Annotated in this window: 14 protein-coding genes and 1 pseudogene; 9 read left to right on the forward strand and 6 right to left on the reverse strand. The window is 40.1% G+C overall.

Features of this window, described 5'->3' with window-relative positions; genetic code table 11:
* Positions 1–89: 89 nt before the first annotated feature.
* From RHO15_08670 to RHO15_08680, 3 genes are read right to left on the reverse strand one after another with little or no spacing between them, the layout of a single operon-like run.
* Positions 90–407 carry a YqcC family protein gene (locus RHO15_08670; protein WVD63538.1) on the reverse strand — a complete coding sequence of 106 codons (318 nt, stop codon included), beginning with the start codon at positions 405–407 and terminating at the stop codon, positions 90–92.
* A complete protein-coding gene (ampD, locus tag RHO15_08675; protein ID WVD63539.1) occupies positions 379–975 on the reverse strand; it encodes a 1,6-anhydro-N-acetylmuramyl-L-alanine amidase AmpD in 597 nt (198 codons plus the stop codon). The genes RHO15_08670 and ampD overlap by 29 nt, the downstream gene beginning before the upstream one ends.
* The gene (locus RHO15_08680; protein WVD63540.1) at positions 972–1,820 is read right to left on the reverse strand and encodes a neutral zinc metallopeptidase; all 849 of its coding nucleotides are present in this window, start codon (positions 1,818–1,820) and stop codon (positions 972–974) included. Before RHO15_08680 ends, ampD begins: the two co-directional genes overlap by 4 nt.
* Positions 1,821–2,143: 323 nt before the next feature.
* Between RHO15_08680 and ppdD the strand changes: the two genes are divergently transcribed.
* The 9 genes from ppdD (at position 2,144) to RHO15_08725 (ending at position 10,249) form a co-directional block, all read left to right on the forward strand.
* On the forward strand, positions 2,144–2,596 hold the full coding sequence (gene ppdD / locus RHO15_08685) for a prepilin peptidase-dependent pilin (GenBank protein ID WVD63541.1): 453 nt from the start codon (positions 2,144–2,146) through the stop codon (positions 2,594–2,596).
* A 65-nt stretch (positions 2,597–2,661) separates the two neighbouring features.
* Positions 2,662–4,065, forward strand: coding sequence for an ATPase, T2SS/T4P/T4SS family (locus RHO15_08690; protein WVD63542.1), 1,404 nt, complete (start codon positions 2,662–2,664; stop codon positions 4,063–4,065).
* Entirely contained in the window at positions 4,055–5,245 is a 1,191-nt protein-coding gene (hofC, locus tag RHO15_08695; protein WVD63543.1) for a protein transport protein HofC, read from the forward strand. Before RHO15_08690 ends, hofC begins: the two co-directional genes overlap by 11 nt.
* Positions 5,242–6,003 (forward strand): prepilin peptidase, encoded by a 762-nt coding sequence (locus tag RHO15_08700; protein WVD63544.1) that lies wholly within the window; start codon positions 5,242–5,244, stop codon positions 6,001–6,003. Before hofC ends, RHO15_08700 begins: the two co-directional genes overlap by 4 nt.
* A gap of 27 nt (positions 6,004–6,030) precedes the next feature.
* Positions 6,031–6,660 carry a dephospho-CoA kinase gene (gene coaE, locus RHO15_08705; protein WVD63545.1) on the forward strand — a complete coding sequence of 210 codons (630 nt, stop codon included), beginning with the start codon at positions 6,031–6,033 and terminating at the stop codon, positions 6,658–6,660.
* A gap of 4 nt (positions 6,661–6,664) precedes the next feature.
* On the forward strand, positions 6,665–7,414 hold the full coding sequence (gene zapD / locus RHO15_08710) for a cell division protein ZapD (GenBank protein WVD63546.1): 750 nt from the start codon (positions 6,665–6,667) through the stop codon (positions 7,412–7,414).
* Positions 7,415–7,447: 33 nt separating this feature from the next.
* Positions 7,448–7,672 carry a DNA gyrase inhibitor YacG gene (gene yacG / locus RHO15_08715; GenBank protein WVD63547.1) on the forward strand — a complete coding sequence of 75 codons (225 nt, stop codon included), beginning with the start codon at positions 7,448–7,450 and terminating at the stop codon, positions 7,670–7,672.
* A complete protein-coding gene (gene tsaD / locus RHO15_08720) occupies positions 7,669–8,691 on the forward strand; it encodes a tRNA (adenosine(37)-N6)-threonylcarbamoyltransferase complex transferase subunit TsaD (GenBank protein ID WVD63548.1) in 1,023 nt (340 codons plus the stop codon). Before yacG ends, tsaD begins: the two co-directional genes overlap by 4 nt.
* A gap of 472 nt (positions 8,692–9,163) precedes the next feature.
* On the forward strand, positions 9,164–10,249 hold the full coding sequence (locus RHO15_08725; GenBank protein WVD63549.1) for a linear amide C-N hydrolase: 1,086 nt from the start codon (positions 9,164–9,166) through the stop codon (positions 10,247–10,249).
* Positions 10,250–10,310: 61 nt separating this feature from the next.
* Here the strand turns inward: RHO15_08725 and RHO15_08730 are convergent, their stop codons facing one another.
* From RHO15_08730 to uvrA, 3 genes and pseudogenes are all read right to left on the reverse strand, one after another.
* Positions 10,311–11,159, reverse strand: coding sequence for a hypothetical protein (locus tag RHO15_08730; GenBank protein WVD63550.1), 849 nt, complete (start codon positions 11,157–11,159; stop codon positions 10,311–10,313).
* 71 nt (positions 11,160–11,230) lie between these two features.
* Positions 11,231–11,827, reverse strand: coding sequence for a glycerol-3-phosphate 1-O-acyltransferase PlsY (gene plsY, locus RHO15_08735; GenBank protein WVD63551.1), 597 nt, complete (start codon positions 11,825–11,827; stop codon positions 11,231–11,233).
* A 123-nt stretch (positions 11,828–11,950) separates the two neighbouring features.
* Positions 11,951–14,779, reverse strand: a pseudogene (uvrA, locus tag RHO15_08740) (excinuclease ABC subunit UvrA).
* Positions 14,780–14,967: the final 188 nt, after the last annotated feature.

The raw sequence follows: 14,967 nt of genomic DNA on the forward strand, positions 1-14,967 counted from the left end.
GGCTGATGTCCACGCTTATACGATCAACGTTAGCAACCAATCAACAAACGCAGTCAATCTCATCGCTATATTAGACTGACTCATACCGTTTATTGTTTAACCAATGCATCCATCTCACGAATGAGATCTAATAACCTTTCCGTCGACGACTCTTTCAGTGACTCTTCAAAATAGGGCGCTAATGAGAAATTGCTCGGTACATTTGCCTCAGCATCAAGTAAAGCATGCATTCGCGGTAAAAAAATCCATTGTAACCACTGATGAGGCATCAGTGTATCAATCGCAAACGGTTGTGTACTGGATAAATCAGCCATTGATGGAGCCATGGCATCCCAAAGCCTAAGCACTTGTAACTCAATTTCAATATTGATTAATAATTCACGTAGCTGCTGCTGTTGATTGCTCATCATTGCGGGCCTGTTTAAGGAGTAAAAAATAACGCTGCCAATCGAAATAAGGACCAGGATCGGTCTTTCTACCTGGCGCGATATCGCTATGTCCAGCGATATCAGTTAAAGGGTAGTGTTTATACAGTAATTGGGTTAACCCGACCAGTTGCTGGTACTGTAAATCGGTAAAAGGCTCATCGTCACAGCCTTCCAGTTCAATCCCTATACTGAAATCATTACAGTTTTCCTGTTGTTTAAAGCTCGATTTTCCTGCGTGCCAAGCCCTTTTGTCACAAGAGACAAATTGAATCACTTCACCGGATCGACGAATAAAAAAATGACTGGAAACCTGCAGTTGATAAATGGTTGAAAAATAGGGATGAGCCTTCGGATCTAAACATCCGATAAATAGCTGTTCAACATAGGGGCCACCATACTGCTGGGGCGGTAGGCTAATATTATGAATAACCAGTAAAGTCGGCTTTATCTGATTGGGGCGATCGTTAAAAAAAGGCGAGTAAATTTGTGATATACGACTCACATAACCATAAGCTACCATCGCGGTATTAAGATCGATTGAGATCATAAAATGCCACCGAAGGTATCACATTGCGTCATATCACCAGTTTGATAACCTTTTAAAAACCAGTTATAACGCTGCTGAGAGGTACCATGTGTAAAACTATCAGGTACAACCTGCCCAGTCTGCCTTTTTTGTAAGCGATCATCACCAATCGCTTGAGCGGTGCGCAAAGCGGATTCTAAATCCCCCTGCTCCAGTATATGTTGATCCTGTAGTGAATGACCCCATACCCCCGCATAGCAATCCGCTTGCAGCTCCAGCATCACCGAAAGTTGATTCACTCTTTTAGCACTTTGTCCTTGCTGTAACTGCCTCACTTTATCGGCAGTCCCTAACAAGGTCTGCACGTGATGACCTACCTCATGCGCAATAACATAAGCCTGAGCAAATTCACCCCCGCCGCCGAATCTCTGCTTCATATCTTGATAGAAAGAGAGATCAAGATAAACAGTGCGATCAGCTGGACAATAAAAAGGTCCCATGATCGCTTGCCCGACACCGCATCCAGTCGTGGTGGACTGTATATAGAGTACCAATTTCGGTTCCTGATATCGCCGGCCCATACGTTTAAAAATTACGCTCCAAGTATCTTCTGTCGAAGCAAGAATCACCGATGTGAACTGTGCGGCTTCATCATTCTGATCTAAGGGCTCATTAGAGGTGGTTTGTGATACAACCGGATCATTGTTCAATAATGGCGTCAAATCAATACCATAATATCCAGCAAATAATACCACAATCAATAAGAAAATTTTGCCCTTTCCCGAAACAAGATTAGCCCCACCCAGACCTGACTGCCCTCGTCTATCTTCAACATGATTACTTTCTCGTTCGCCTTTCCAACGCATATGCAGCCTTTACCTTAAAAATAAAATGAAACCATCTATCCAGAACAGCCCAACTCAACACAATAATATCATCCCAGATAGCATAAAAACCAATCATTTTAGTTTATTGAAACGCAATATTAAACGATGATATCGATAGAATCAAACAAACCTTAACTTAACTGATATGACCTGTTTTTTCGGCTTATCTCTGATTTAATGTATTTAGTAGTGTAACCTAAATCTATTTCTTGCTAGCAAGATTTCGCCTAGTCAATCCATCTCAGGATAATCAGTCAACATAATATATAAATGAATCTCCTGATTAAAATGGATAAACAGCTATGCATATGCCCCAGCAACAGATTAATCCTCAAGCAGGTTTTACCCTATTTGAACTGATGATTGCCATTGCTGTCATCGCCATATTAAGTAGTATCGGTATTCCAGCTTACCAAGGCTATATTCAAAAAGCGGCACTCACGGATATGTTACAGGTGATGTCACCGTACAAAATCACCGTTGAACTCTGCCACTTAGAACAAGGTAATATCACCAACTGTAATAGTGGTAGTCAAGGTATTCTCGTTTCAAGAACATCAAATTATGTTTCCGCTGTTTCGGTTACAAATGGCATCATCACCTTAACGGGTTCGAATACATTAAGCGGGCTGACATTGACGCTTTCTCCCACGGTTAACCAAACTAATAGCCAACTTTCCTGGTCCAGAATATGTAAAACATCACCTAAAAATCCATCTTTGGAGGAGGCTTGCCATGATATTTTTCGCTTCTAACCTAAAACATTCGGGACGAAATAACGATGCCTGACTCAGCCACTAATATCTCTAAGGACATTATTATGCAATGCCAAAGTTATCGGGTCATTCCTCTTAAAGACGACACCTATACCTTAACTGTTGCCGCAGAACAAGTCAGTCCTCAAAGAGATGCTCAACTAGGATTTGCAACCAATCGTCATATCAATACGACTATTTGGCCGTCAATCAAATTCCAACAAGTATTATCTGCCTTTTTAGTCGATAAATCGCTAACTTCACCATCGGCTGCTCAGTTAGATCGCGATGAAAATACCGTCATCAATTTGATCAATCAAGTTCTCTGCTCGGCACTAAAACAAAAAGCCTCAGACATCCATTTTGAACCTTATGATCATCAATATCGCATTAGATATCGAATTGATGGCGTTTTACACATCATGACGCACCCTGATTACCGACAATCAGCCCAGATTACCACCAGACTCAAAATTATGGCTAAACTTGATATCGCTGAACGACGTCTTCCCCAAGATGGTCAATTAGTTTTCGATTACGAGGATCAACCGATTGTTATGCGCACGTCGACAATACCAGTGCACTACGGTGAAAAAATTGTGTTACGTATCGTACAACAGAACAGTCAACAAACCAGATTAGAACATCTTGGCATGAATGAATCAGCGCTCGATTGTTATCAAAAAACACTACAAGCTCCACAAGGATTAATCTTAGTTTGTGGACCAACGGGGAGTGGCAAAACGATGACCTTATATGGCGGTTTACATGAGTTAAACCACCCTCAACGCAATATCTGTACGGTTGAAGATCCTATCGAGCTTTATTTACCGGGCATTAATCAGACACCAATACAGAGCAAATCAGGCATCACTTTCACACAAATTTTGAGAGCTTTTCTCAGACAAGATCCCGATGTTATTATGATTGGTGAAATTCGTGATAAAGAGACAGCCCAAATTGCTATGCAAGCTGCACACACCGGCCATTTAGTGTTATCAACACTGCATACTAATTCTAGCTGTGAAGCGGTGCTAAGGCTCAACCAGATGGGTATTGCCAACTATTTATTAGCATCAGGATTAAAATTAGTGATCGCTCAGCGTCTGGTGAGACTGCTGTGTCAATATTGCAAAAAAGTAGCATTAACACCGCTCAAAATTTATCGACAAACAGCCTGGGAGGAAATCGCGCATTTTGAAGCGCAAGGCTGCGAACATTGCGTTGGTGGTTACTATGGGCGAACGGGCATTTATGAGCTTCTCACTATCTCTCCCGCCATCCAACAATTATTATTCACACCATCGGCTACTTCTATTGAATCATTAAAAAAACAGGCTGCACAACAAGGTATGACATCGCTATATCAGTCGGGCATCAATTTAGTTAAAACCGGATTAATCTCATTTGCTGAACTTGCTCGGGTAATCAATATTTTTGATGAAGAGGAATTACCTCATGAGGCATAAACGGATCTATTTATGGCATGGATTTGATGAGAACCATCATTTTATCAAGGGTGAAATAGCCGCATACTCAAAAATTGAGGCCAAAAAGCAGCTACTCATGACACAGAATATCCCCACAAAAGTAAACACTGGGCCAAGTTTATCGTCCCGACACTTTGATCAACAGACACTATTAATTATTACGCGACAACTAATGACCATGCTTAACGCGGGTTTACCACTAATTGATACGCTAATGCTTTTAGTCAAGCAGCAACATAAAAGCTGTTGGCGATTAGTTCTATCTGATATCACACAACAGGTCACGCAAGGCTGTGCGTTAAGTGAAGCGTTAAAACGTTATTCGACTATTTTTTCCCCGCTTTATCAACAACTCGTAATAACAGGAGAAATCACCGGCCAGCTAACGGGCTGCCTAGATTATCTTCTGATTCAACAAGAAAATCGGCTAAAGCTACAAAAGAAAATCAAAAAGGCACTGCGTTATCCCTGTTTTTTAAGCATAATGACGCTGTTAATAAGTATCATCATGCTCACCTTTGTCATCCCTCAGTTTGTGCAAATCTATGCCAGCTTTGATGCCGAATTACCTTATTTCACCCGTTTAATTATTCAGATGTCAACTCAATTAAGCAAGTATGGCATTCTCCTCTTATTCTGCATAACGTTCATTATTCTCATTATTCGTTTCGTTATTTATCCTAAATATCGTCTAATATTACAAATTAAGCAATTAAAAATACCGATTTTAGGTGATTTACTTAGAAAGTATTATTTAGCGCTACTCTTTCATAATCTCTGTTTAACTCAAAAATCAGGTATTCCACTTTTAGAAGGCTTAAACTCGGTCATCGATGTGATCAATTATCAGGCGTATCAAGTCAACTTGCGTGAAGTAAAAACGCGAATCGAGCAAGGTTTACCCCTTAGTCAAGCGATGGATAATCCACTGTTTTATCCTAAGATTTGCCAACAATTTATTGCCGTCGGTGAAACCTCCGGTACACTCGACAATATGCTAGAAAAACTGGCTACCTATTATCAAATACAAATCGAAGAGATGACGGAGAATTTAACCGAAAAAGTTGAACCAATGATGATGATGATAATTGGCATAATTGTCGGTGGACTAGTTATTGCCATCTATTTACCCATCTTTCAGCTAGGCAATATTCTATGAAAGAAGAGCTCATCTGGACAATTATTATGGGACTTATCGGTAGCTGTATGGGTAGTTTTTTATATCTGTTCCAAGCAAGATTAATTGTCCCCTACCCGCCTTATTATCGATCATTAAAGTTGCTCTATCAGCCACGTTCCCACTGCTCTCTGTGTCACAAGCCACTTCTTATCTGGCAATTGATCCCGATTGTGTCATGGCTACTATTACGAGGTCGATGTGCGTTTTGCCAAAAACATATCGGGATAAACTCACTGTTAACCGAACTGAGCTTTGCCGTCATTTTTATGTTGAGTGAATGGCATTTCAATCATCATCAGTCGATGACGTTTATTTTACTCTCTATCTGGTTTTATATTCTCGCCTGTTATGATATTAAATATTATCTCTTGCCTGACATCTTCGTTGCCCCTTTCTATGCTATTGGACTCATCTTTTGCATAATGGGCTATACCGACAATTCACTGATACAGGCATTCATAAACTGTTTAATCACTTTTATCGCGATTGGCATGATCGCCGCAATTTTCTATTATTATAAAAATCATTCTGGGATTGGTTTTGGTGATATCAAATTAATTACTGGATTGGGTTGTTGGTTTCAATTAGATAAAATACCCATAATAATGATCATCGCCTGTTCAACTGGATTATTATGGTTACTTATCTTCAATCAAACAAAACCAAAAAAGATGAAAAAAATTGCCTTCGGTCCGTTTATATTATTTGGCGCATGGGTCGTTCTTATTTATAATTAGGTAAATATTACCTTTTTATATCAAAATATGTCGAAGAAGCCTTTAATTGTTGCCTTAACCGGCGGTGTTGCAAGTGGTAAGAGTACCGTTGAGCGTCTGTTTTCTCAACTTGGCGTACCGATTGTCGATGCGGATAAAATATCTCGCCAGGTGGTTGAGAAAGGGCAGCCTGCACTTCATCAATTAGTTGATCATTTTGGTTCATCTATTCTTGACCAGCATGGTGAGTTAAACCGAAATCGGTTGAGACAGATCATTTTCAATGATGCTGATGCACTCTCATGGGTAAATAATCTATTGCATCCTCTCATTCATCAGCAGACAAAGGCGCAATTTTCACGCATCAATGCCCCCTATCTAATTTGGGTGATCCCGCTTTTAATCGAAAACCATCTTCAGGATCAGGCAGATCGCATTCTCGTTGTTGAAAGCAATCTTCAAACACAACAAGCACGTTTAAAAAAACGTGATAAGATTAATGAAAACATGGTCCAAAACATGCTATCATCGCAAACAACAAATGAAATTCGACGACGTTACGCTAATGATGTAATCGAGAACAATGGTGAATTAGAAACCTTACAACCTGTTGTTGAAAAGTTGCATCGTCAATATCTCGAATTAGCTAAAAATCACCATGTAACTAGAGTAGATTGATGCTATGACTGAGCCTGTGGCTAAAATTGTATTTGAACATCCGTTAAATGAGAAAATGCGGATCTGGCTTCGTATTGAATTTTTACTCAAGCAAATCTATAAACATAAAATTTTTGATCAACATAATGCCCTGCTTTTTTTTCATTCACTCGGTGAACTATTGGAAATTATTGAACGCAATGATATTCGCGGGGAGCTGCTTAAAGAGCTTGATATACAAAAACAGAAACTCACGGCATGGGTTCATGTGGATGGTGTTGATACCGCGTTACTTCGGTCGCTATTAGATCGATTATCCTCGCTCTCGGTTGAACTCAATACCAATCCGCGTATTGGCCTGGCGTTAAAAGAAGATAAATTTATATCATCTATTCGACAACGTTTAATGATCCCAGGTGGCTGCTGCAGTTTCGATTTACCGCTCTTTCATTTATGGCTGAGTTTGCCGCAAGCTGAACGTGATACGCAGGTAATGAACTGGATTGGTCATATTTCCTCTGTCAATGATATACTCACAATCTGTATACAGCTGATTCGGCAATTAGGTCTGTTCCGACAGTGTCAATGTCTGAATAATTTTTATCAGAATAATAACGAAGATGCTGAGCTACTGCGTATTCGAATTCCGCAAATGTTACGTATTTATCCTCAGGTTTCCGGCCATAAATCTCGCTATGCGGTGCGTTTTTTATCTTTGGAAAATAGCCACAAGAATCAGCATGATAATTTTGAGTTTGAACTCGCTTGCTGTTAATCATCTTAATTAAAAAATAACTAGTTAAATAATATGAGTAATACTGAAATAATTTATGTCAATTGTCCGACTTGTCAGAAGAAAGTACTTTGGAATGATCAAAGTCTTTATCGCCCTTTTTGTAGTAAACGTTGTCAGCTTATTGATCTTGGTGACTGGGCAAGTGAAGAAAATCGTATACCCAGCGATGAATTGATCAGTGATAATGAAATATGGAGTGATGACAATATCTCACCACTAGACAGAGATGATAGATGATGCGTATTTTAGGAATTGAAACCTCATGTGATGAAACAGGTGTCGCAATCTATGATGATGAGCAAGGTCTATTAGCACATCAGCTTTACAGTCAAATTGAACTTCATGCTGATTATGGTGGTGTGGTGCCGGAACTGGCCTCTCGCGATCATATTCGTAAAACCGTGCCGTTAATTCAGGCTGCCCTCAAACAAGCACATCTGACACCACAACAGATTGATGGCGTTGCCTACACCGCTGGGCCTGGACTTGTCGGTGCACTGTTAGTCGGTGCTTCAATAGGCCGTTCGTTAGCTTATGCCTGGGGCGTCCCGGCTATCGCCGTACATCATATGGAAGGTCATCTGCTGGCACCAATGCTCGAGACAAATCCGCCCGATTTTCCTTTTGTTGCCTTATTAGTTTCTGGTGGGCATACCCAGTTAATCAGCGTTACTGGTATTGGTCAGTATGTTTTATTAGGTGAATCAATTGATGATGCCGCGGGCGAAGCCTTTGATAAAACGGCCAAATTATTGGGACTAGACTATCCTGGCGGCGCTAAGTTGTCTAAACTTGCGGAACAAGGCGACAGTCAACGTTTCCATTTTCCAAGGCCAATGACTGACCGGCCAGGGCTGCAATTTAGTTTTTCTGGATTAAAAACATTTAGCGCGAACACTATACATCAATATCAAGATGAACAGGGTCAACTTGATGCACAAACTAAAGCCGATATCGCGCGCGCTTTCGAAGACGCCTTAGTTGATACACTCGTCATAAAATCTAAACGCGCTTTAGAATTGACCGGTTTTAATCGACTGGTTATTGCGGGTGGCGTTAGTGCGAACAAGACTTTACGTCATCGGTTAGAAAAACTGATGAAAGAGAGAAAAGGACAAGTTTATTATCCTAGAATCGAGTTCTGTACGGATAATGGGGCAATGATCGCATACGCCGGTATGATTCATTTAAAACAACAAACCTATCAAGATTTAGCTATCGACGTAAAACCTCGTTGGCCACTCAGTGAAATGTGACCATATTATCAATGTTACCAAGTTTTTCTATCAGCAAGTTACGCGTCAAAATTAACACTCAAATCAGATACCCCCCAGCCGCTTATAAGTAATAAGCGGTTTTTTTGGTCAAATTAACCGTAAAAAAGCATCTTCATCAAGGTGCAAAAATTAGCATTAGCTACTAATTATAATCATTTATTTAAACTAATTATCTCATTGAGAACTTATTCACATTACACTGGCACTATTTTTATCTTTGCTTAACAATTATTTTATCTTTAATTTACTTTGAAAACTAAAGATATCTGTTCAATAAACACTCTTTTACATCATTTTAATTGTTAAATAGTGCTTTTTTCATTAATTAACATAGAGTTACCTACTCATTTAGGTTATCTTAGGCAGGCAAAACATTACAAATAAATAGATAGATAGATAGATAGATATTTTGTCTTTAATCAGTAAAATATCCTTGTTATGGAGATAATTAATGAAATATCCTAAATTACGTCGTTTCAAATTACAGAGCGCTTTATTGGCATCGATGATGTGCTTTACCGCTGTGAGCGATGCTTGTACGCGTGTCGTCTATCTAGGCGAAAACCAACAAATCATTACTGCACGAACAATGGACTGGAAAGACGAAATTGATACCGATCTCTGGATATTTCCAAAAGGTATGGAGCGAAATGGCCTGGCCGGTAAAGCTTCATTAAACTGGACATCTAAATATGGTAGTGTGATTGCCTCTGGCTACGGTATTGCCACAACCGATGGCGTGAATGAAAAAGGTCTGGTTGCCAACTTATTGTGGCTAGCGGAATCAGAATACCCGAAAGGTACTACCGAGCAAAATGCCTTATCAATCTCAATTTGGGCACAATTCATGCTGGATAACTTTGCCTCAGTAAACGAAGCGGTAGATTATTTACAGCAACATCCGATTGCCGTGATGACCGATAATGTCCCAGGTCAAAGCCGTCAGGCAACATTACATCTCTCTTTATCCGATGCTACCGGTGATAGTGCTATTATTGAATATATTGATGGTCAGCAAGTCATTCATCATAGTAGAAAGTACCAAGTGATGACAAATTCACCCACCTATGATAAACAACTTGCGATGGAAGAGTATTGGCAAGGTGTTGGTGGTTTATCCTTTTTACCAGGTACCAATCGTGCAGCAGATCGTTTTGCTCGCGCCTCTTTCTATACTAATAGCCTACCGAAAGATGTCGATGCTCAAACAGCGATAGCCAGTGTCTTTAGTGTCATTCGTAATGTCTCAGTCCCGTTTGGCTTAACAACGGAAGCTTCACCGGAAATATCGTCAACACGTTGGCGAACGCTGTATGATCATAAACATCAGCTCTATTTCTTTGAATCTGCATTAACACCAAATATCTTTTGGACTGACTTAAAGCAAGTTGATTTTTCCAAAGAGACCGGGAAGGTGAAAAAATTAGCGTTAGGTAAAGGACAGCGAAATATCTTTTCAGGTAATGCTACCGATCAATATAAACTAAGTGCTCCGTTCAAATTCCAAGAGCTGAGCGATGCGCAATTAGCTTATTAAACCACCTATCAGCGAGGACATGTGCCTCGCTTTTATATTGCCCTTCTATTTTACAAACATCTTATTGACAAAAATCAGCTTGATAAAGATAAACCCAATTCGTTTTAGTTAAAGATTGCTCAGCGGCCCATGATGACATCATTGAAATAGTATTAATCATCTTAGAGGCTTCTGGTAAGGGTTGTTGCTGCTGGCTTGGCACGGCAATAGAAAACTCAACTAAAACGGGTTGCTGTAAATTTTTCAGATACCATAAACTCAGGGTGACATCTTTATAAACAAAGCCATTCATGAGTAACTTTGCTTCAGTCAATTTTCGCTCAGTCATGCTTAAACCATTCACTTTTTCTAACGACTTGTCACTAATTTGCAGCGATTGACGTAACGTTGGAAACATCTGATCGAGAACTTGATTATCACTCATCTGCCACTGCGCTAACACTTTTTGTTTAACAGAAAGTGAATAGGCAAACTGATTCTGTGGTAATACATCGAGTTCCAGTTTATGGCCAAATTTATGGGCTGAAGTAAAGAGCTCATCCTGATTGATTTCAGATATATTCTGCGTTCTTAATTTTAAGGTCACTTCCTGACGATTTTTATGTGGCTGGAATCGAGAGCGCAAAATCAAATTATGCTCTTTTAAACGACAGTCACCCGCAACATCCCAATAAATAATATCCTGCTGACTATCAAAATCAAATGGCTGTAAAATTTGCATATGGCCATCGGTCTGTTTAGATAAAGCAGATAAAAAATCATTCGCTTTATCGGTTATCGCTGAAATGTTACCAATAAATGATGCCGGATTAAGTTGTACTTTATACTCATGTTTTGCGATATTGAGCTTTGCCTGAACAACTGAGATCGGTAAACTGCTTATTGCTAAAAATAAAATCAAAAATCTCATCAAATTATCTTCACCTTATCGATTTAATCTCTCTACTGACCCGACATTGATATCAATCTATTATTGTTGTTTTAGCGTTTTTTTTTCCAAATTTTTGACTCCTGCCCTCTAAATAAACGCTGAATATTACTCGAGTGGCGGGCTAATATTAAACAGGAAAGCATGGCAACAGGCATGGTTAATTCAGGCTTAAAAAACCAAACATATAATGGCGCTAAAATAAAGCTAATAATCGCGCCAACAGAAGAGTAACCAGAAATGAATAATGCTAACAGCCAGGTCAGCGAGAATACCCCAGCAAAATCCCAACCAATTGCCGCCATTGAACCAAAAGCCGTTGCCACACCTTTGCCCCCCTGAAAATGAAAAAAGCAGGGATAAATATGACCTAAACAAGCAGCTATCGCAATAATACCCAGAAAGAATGGGCTGATTCCCATACGATAAGCAAGCCACACGGGAATCATCCCTTTCAAAATATCAAAAACCAGCACCAATAATCCGGCTAATACCCCTCCAACACGAAGCATATTAGTCGCGCCAGGATTGTGCGATCCATGCTCGCGCGGATTAGGTAAATGCATTAATTGGCTGACAATCATTGCCCCAGATAAAGAACCACATAAGTAGGCGAATATCACCATACCAATAATTGTTAAATAAAACAAAAGTGCACGCTCCTTATGCCTTAAATCGTCAGTCTATTTTTTATCTTCTTTTTTATTCGCCACTTTCTTAGTGGTTTTCTTCTTAACCTCTGGTTTAGACTGGCTGTCACTACTTTTTTGTTTTTGTAAAATCGGTCTTAAAAATTGGCCAGTGTATGATTTTTTAACTTCAGCAACTTGCTCCGGCGTTCCTTCAGCAATAATCTGTCCACCACCATTACCGCCTTCTGGACCTAAATCTATCACCCAATCTGCCGTTTTAATCACATCAAGGTTATGTTCAATGATAACCACTGTATTGCCTTTTTCACGCAAGACATGTAACTGATTGAGTAGCTGTTTGACATCAGCAAAATGTAATCCTGTGGTCGGCTCATCTAAAATATATAAGGTATTACCCGTATCACGTTTTGATAACTCTTTAGACAATTTGACACGCTGTGCCTCACCACCAGATAGGGTCGTCGCCGATTGGCCTAGCGTAATATAAGATAAACCCACATCGACTAAGGTTTGTAATTTTCGGGCAATCATTGGCACAACATCAAAAAACTCGCGCCCCTCTTCAACGGTCATATCAAGAATTTCGTTGATCGATTTTCCTTTATATTTAATCTCTAAGGTTTCACGATTATAGCGTTTACCATGACACTGATCGCAAGGCACATAGATATCCGGTAAAAAGTGCATCTCAACTTTAATTAATCCATCACCCTGACACGCTTCACATCGGCCACCTTTAACATTGAAACTAAAACGCCCAGGTGTATAACCTCTGGCCCGAGCCTCTGGCACACCAGCATAAAGTTCACGAATTGAGGTGAAAAATCCAGTATAGGTTGCCGGATTAGAACGCGGCGTACGACCAATTGGACTTTGATCGATAGCGATCACTTTATCAAAGAAAGAGAGACCCTGGATCGCTTTATAAGGCGCAATATCACTATTTTCAGCGCCATTGAGTTCATTCTGGGCAAGTGGATACAGCGTATCATTGATTAAGGTCGATTTACCTGAACCGGATACGCCAGTCACACAAGTAAATAATCCGACCGGAATATTCAAGGTCACATTTTTAAGATTATTACCGGTTGCCCCAACCAAACTTAGCATGCGCTTAGCATCGGGTTTCACCCGCTCTTGTGGAATAGTAATAGACTCCTGACCAGATAAAAACTTACCGGTCAATGAATTTGGATCCGCCATAATCTGAGCAGGTGTACCTTGCGCGACGATATTCCCCCCATGCACGCCTGCACCAGGACCAATATCAATCACATAATCCGCAGCCAGTATTGCTTCTTCATCGTGTTCGACCACAATCACGGTATTCCCTAAATCACGAAGATGAATTAAGGTTTCGATTAATCTGGAGTTATCGCGCTGATGCAAACCAATCGAGGGTTCATCCAGCACATACATGACACCAACCAGGCCGGCACCAATTTGACTGGCTAAGCGAATACGCTGTGCTTCCCCGCCGGATAAGGTTTCAGCTGAACGAGATAGCGCTAGGTAATCTAAACCGACGTTGATTAAAAATTGTAAACGATCATTGATCTCTTTCAGTATCTTATCGGCAATCTGCGCACTTTGCCCGGTCAAGTTTAAACCATCAAAGAAATCTTTTGCTTTATGAATGCTGAGTTCAGTAATTGTTGGCAGATTAGTATCATGAATAAACACATTGCGGGCTTCAATACATAATCTTGACCCTTGACAAACGGGACAAGTACGATGGCTGATAAACTTAGACAGCTCTTCGCGTATGGTTTGAGAGTCTGTTTCTCGATAACGGCGACTCAAATTATTTAAAACACCCTCAAACGGATGACGTCGCATGACCACGTCCCCCCTGTCATTGGTATATTTAAATTGAATTTCAGTTTCGCCCGATCCTTGTAGCACAACATGCTGTATCTCTTTAGCCAAATCCTGAAACGGCGTATCAATATCAAAATGATAGTGATCCGCGAGTGATTTCATCATCTGAAAATAATAGAAATTACGACGATCCCATCCACGAATAGCACCTGCTGATAATGACACTTCGGGCATCTGGATAATACGTTTCGGATCAAAATATTGCTGAATACCTAAGCCATCACATTCAGGGCAGGCACCCGCTGGATTGTTAAATGAGAATAGTCGTGGTTCAAGTTCAGCAATACTATAGCCACAAATAGGGCAAGCAAAATTGGCGGAGAATAATACCTCAGGTTGTGAAGCATCGTCTAAATTAGCTACCGTGACCACACCATTGGTTAAATCGAGCGCAGCTTGCAGCGATTCGGCCAATCTAGGTTTAAGATCTTCTCTGATTCTAAATCGATCTATCACCACTTCAATGGTATGTTTTTTCTGTAGCTCTAATTCTGGCGGCTGAGATAAATCATAAATCTCACCATCTACGCGAACACGAATATAACCACTACTGGCGAGCTGTTCAAATAACTTAACATACTCACCCTTTCTCTCTTTAATCACAGGCGCCAGAATCATATAACGATGATCCGTAGATAAGTTCATGATGGTATCGACCATCTGTGAAATTGTTTGTGCTTTTAAAGGCAGATGATGATTTGGACAGCGTGGTTCACCGACCCGTGCAAACAAAAGACGTAAATAATCATAAATTTCGGTAATGGTACCGACGGTTGAACGCGGATTATGTGAGGTCGACTTTTGTTCGATTGAAATCGCCGGCGAGAGACCCTCAATATGATCGACATCCGGCTTTTCCATCAACGACAGAAACTGACGTGCATAAGCCGATAATGATTCGACGTAACGGCGTTGTCCTTCTGCATATAATGTGTCAAATGCGAGCGATGATTTACCGGAACCCGATAATCCCGTAATAATCACTAACTTATCTCGCGGAATTGTTAAATTAATATTTTTGAGGTTGTGTGTTCTTGCACCACGAATTTCGATATTTTTAATAGACATAACGGCTCTTACTCACATAAGTTGATCTTAAGATTATACCAAAAATTCACCAATAAGGGCAGTATTTAATCGGTCACAAACCTAAGTCATTAACTATCACTGTAATGAGTGAAAGATAACTTATTTATTGCGTGATATCCTCCAATCATTGACCTTTTTGAATTATCGCTATGTCCTTATATTTCAAT

This window comes from Orbaceae bacterium lpD01, from assembly GCA_036251705.1.
Taxonomy (GTDB): domain Bacteria; phylum Pseudomonadota; class Gammaproteobacteria; order Enterobacterales; family Orbaceae; genus Utexia; species Utexia brackfieldae.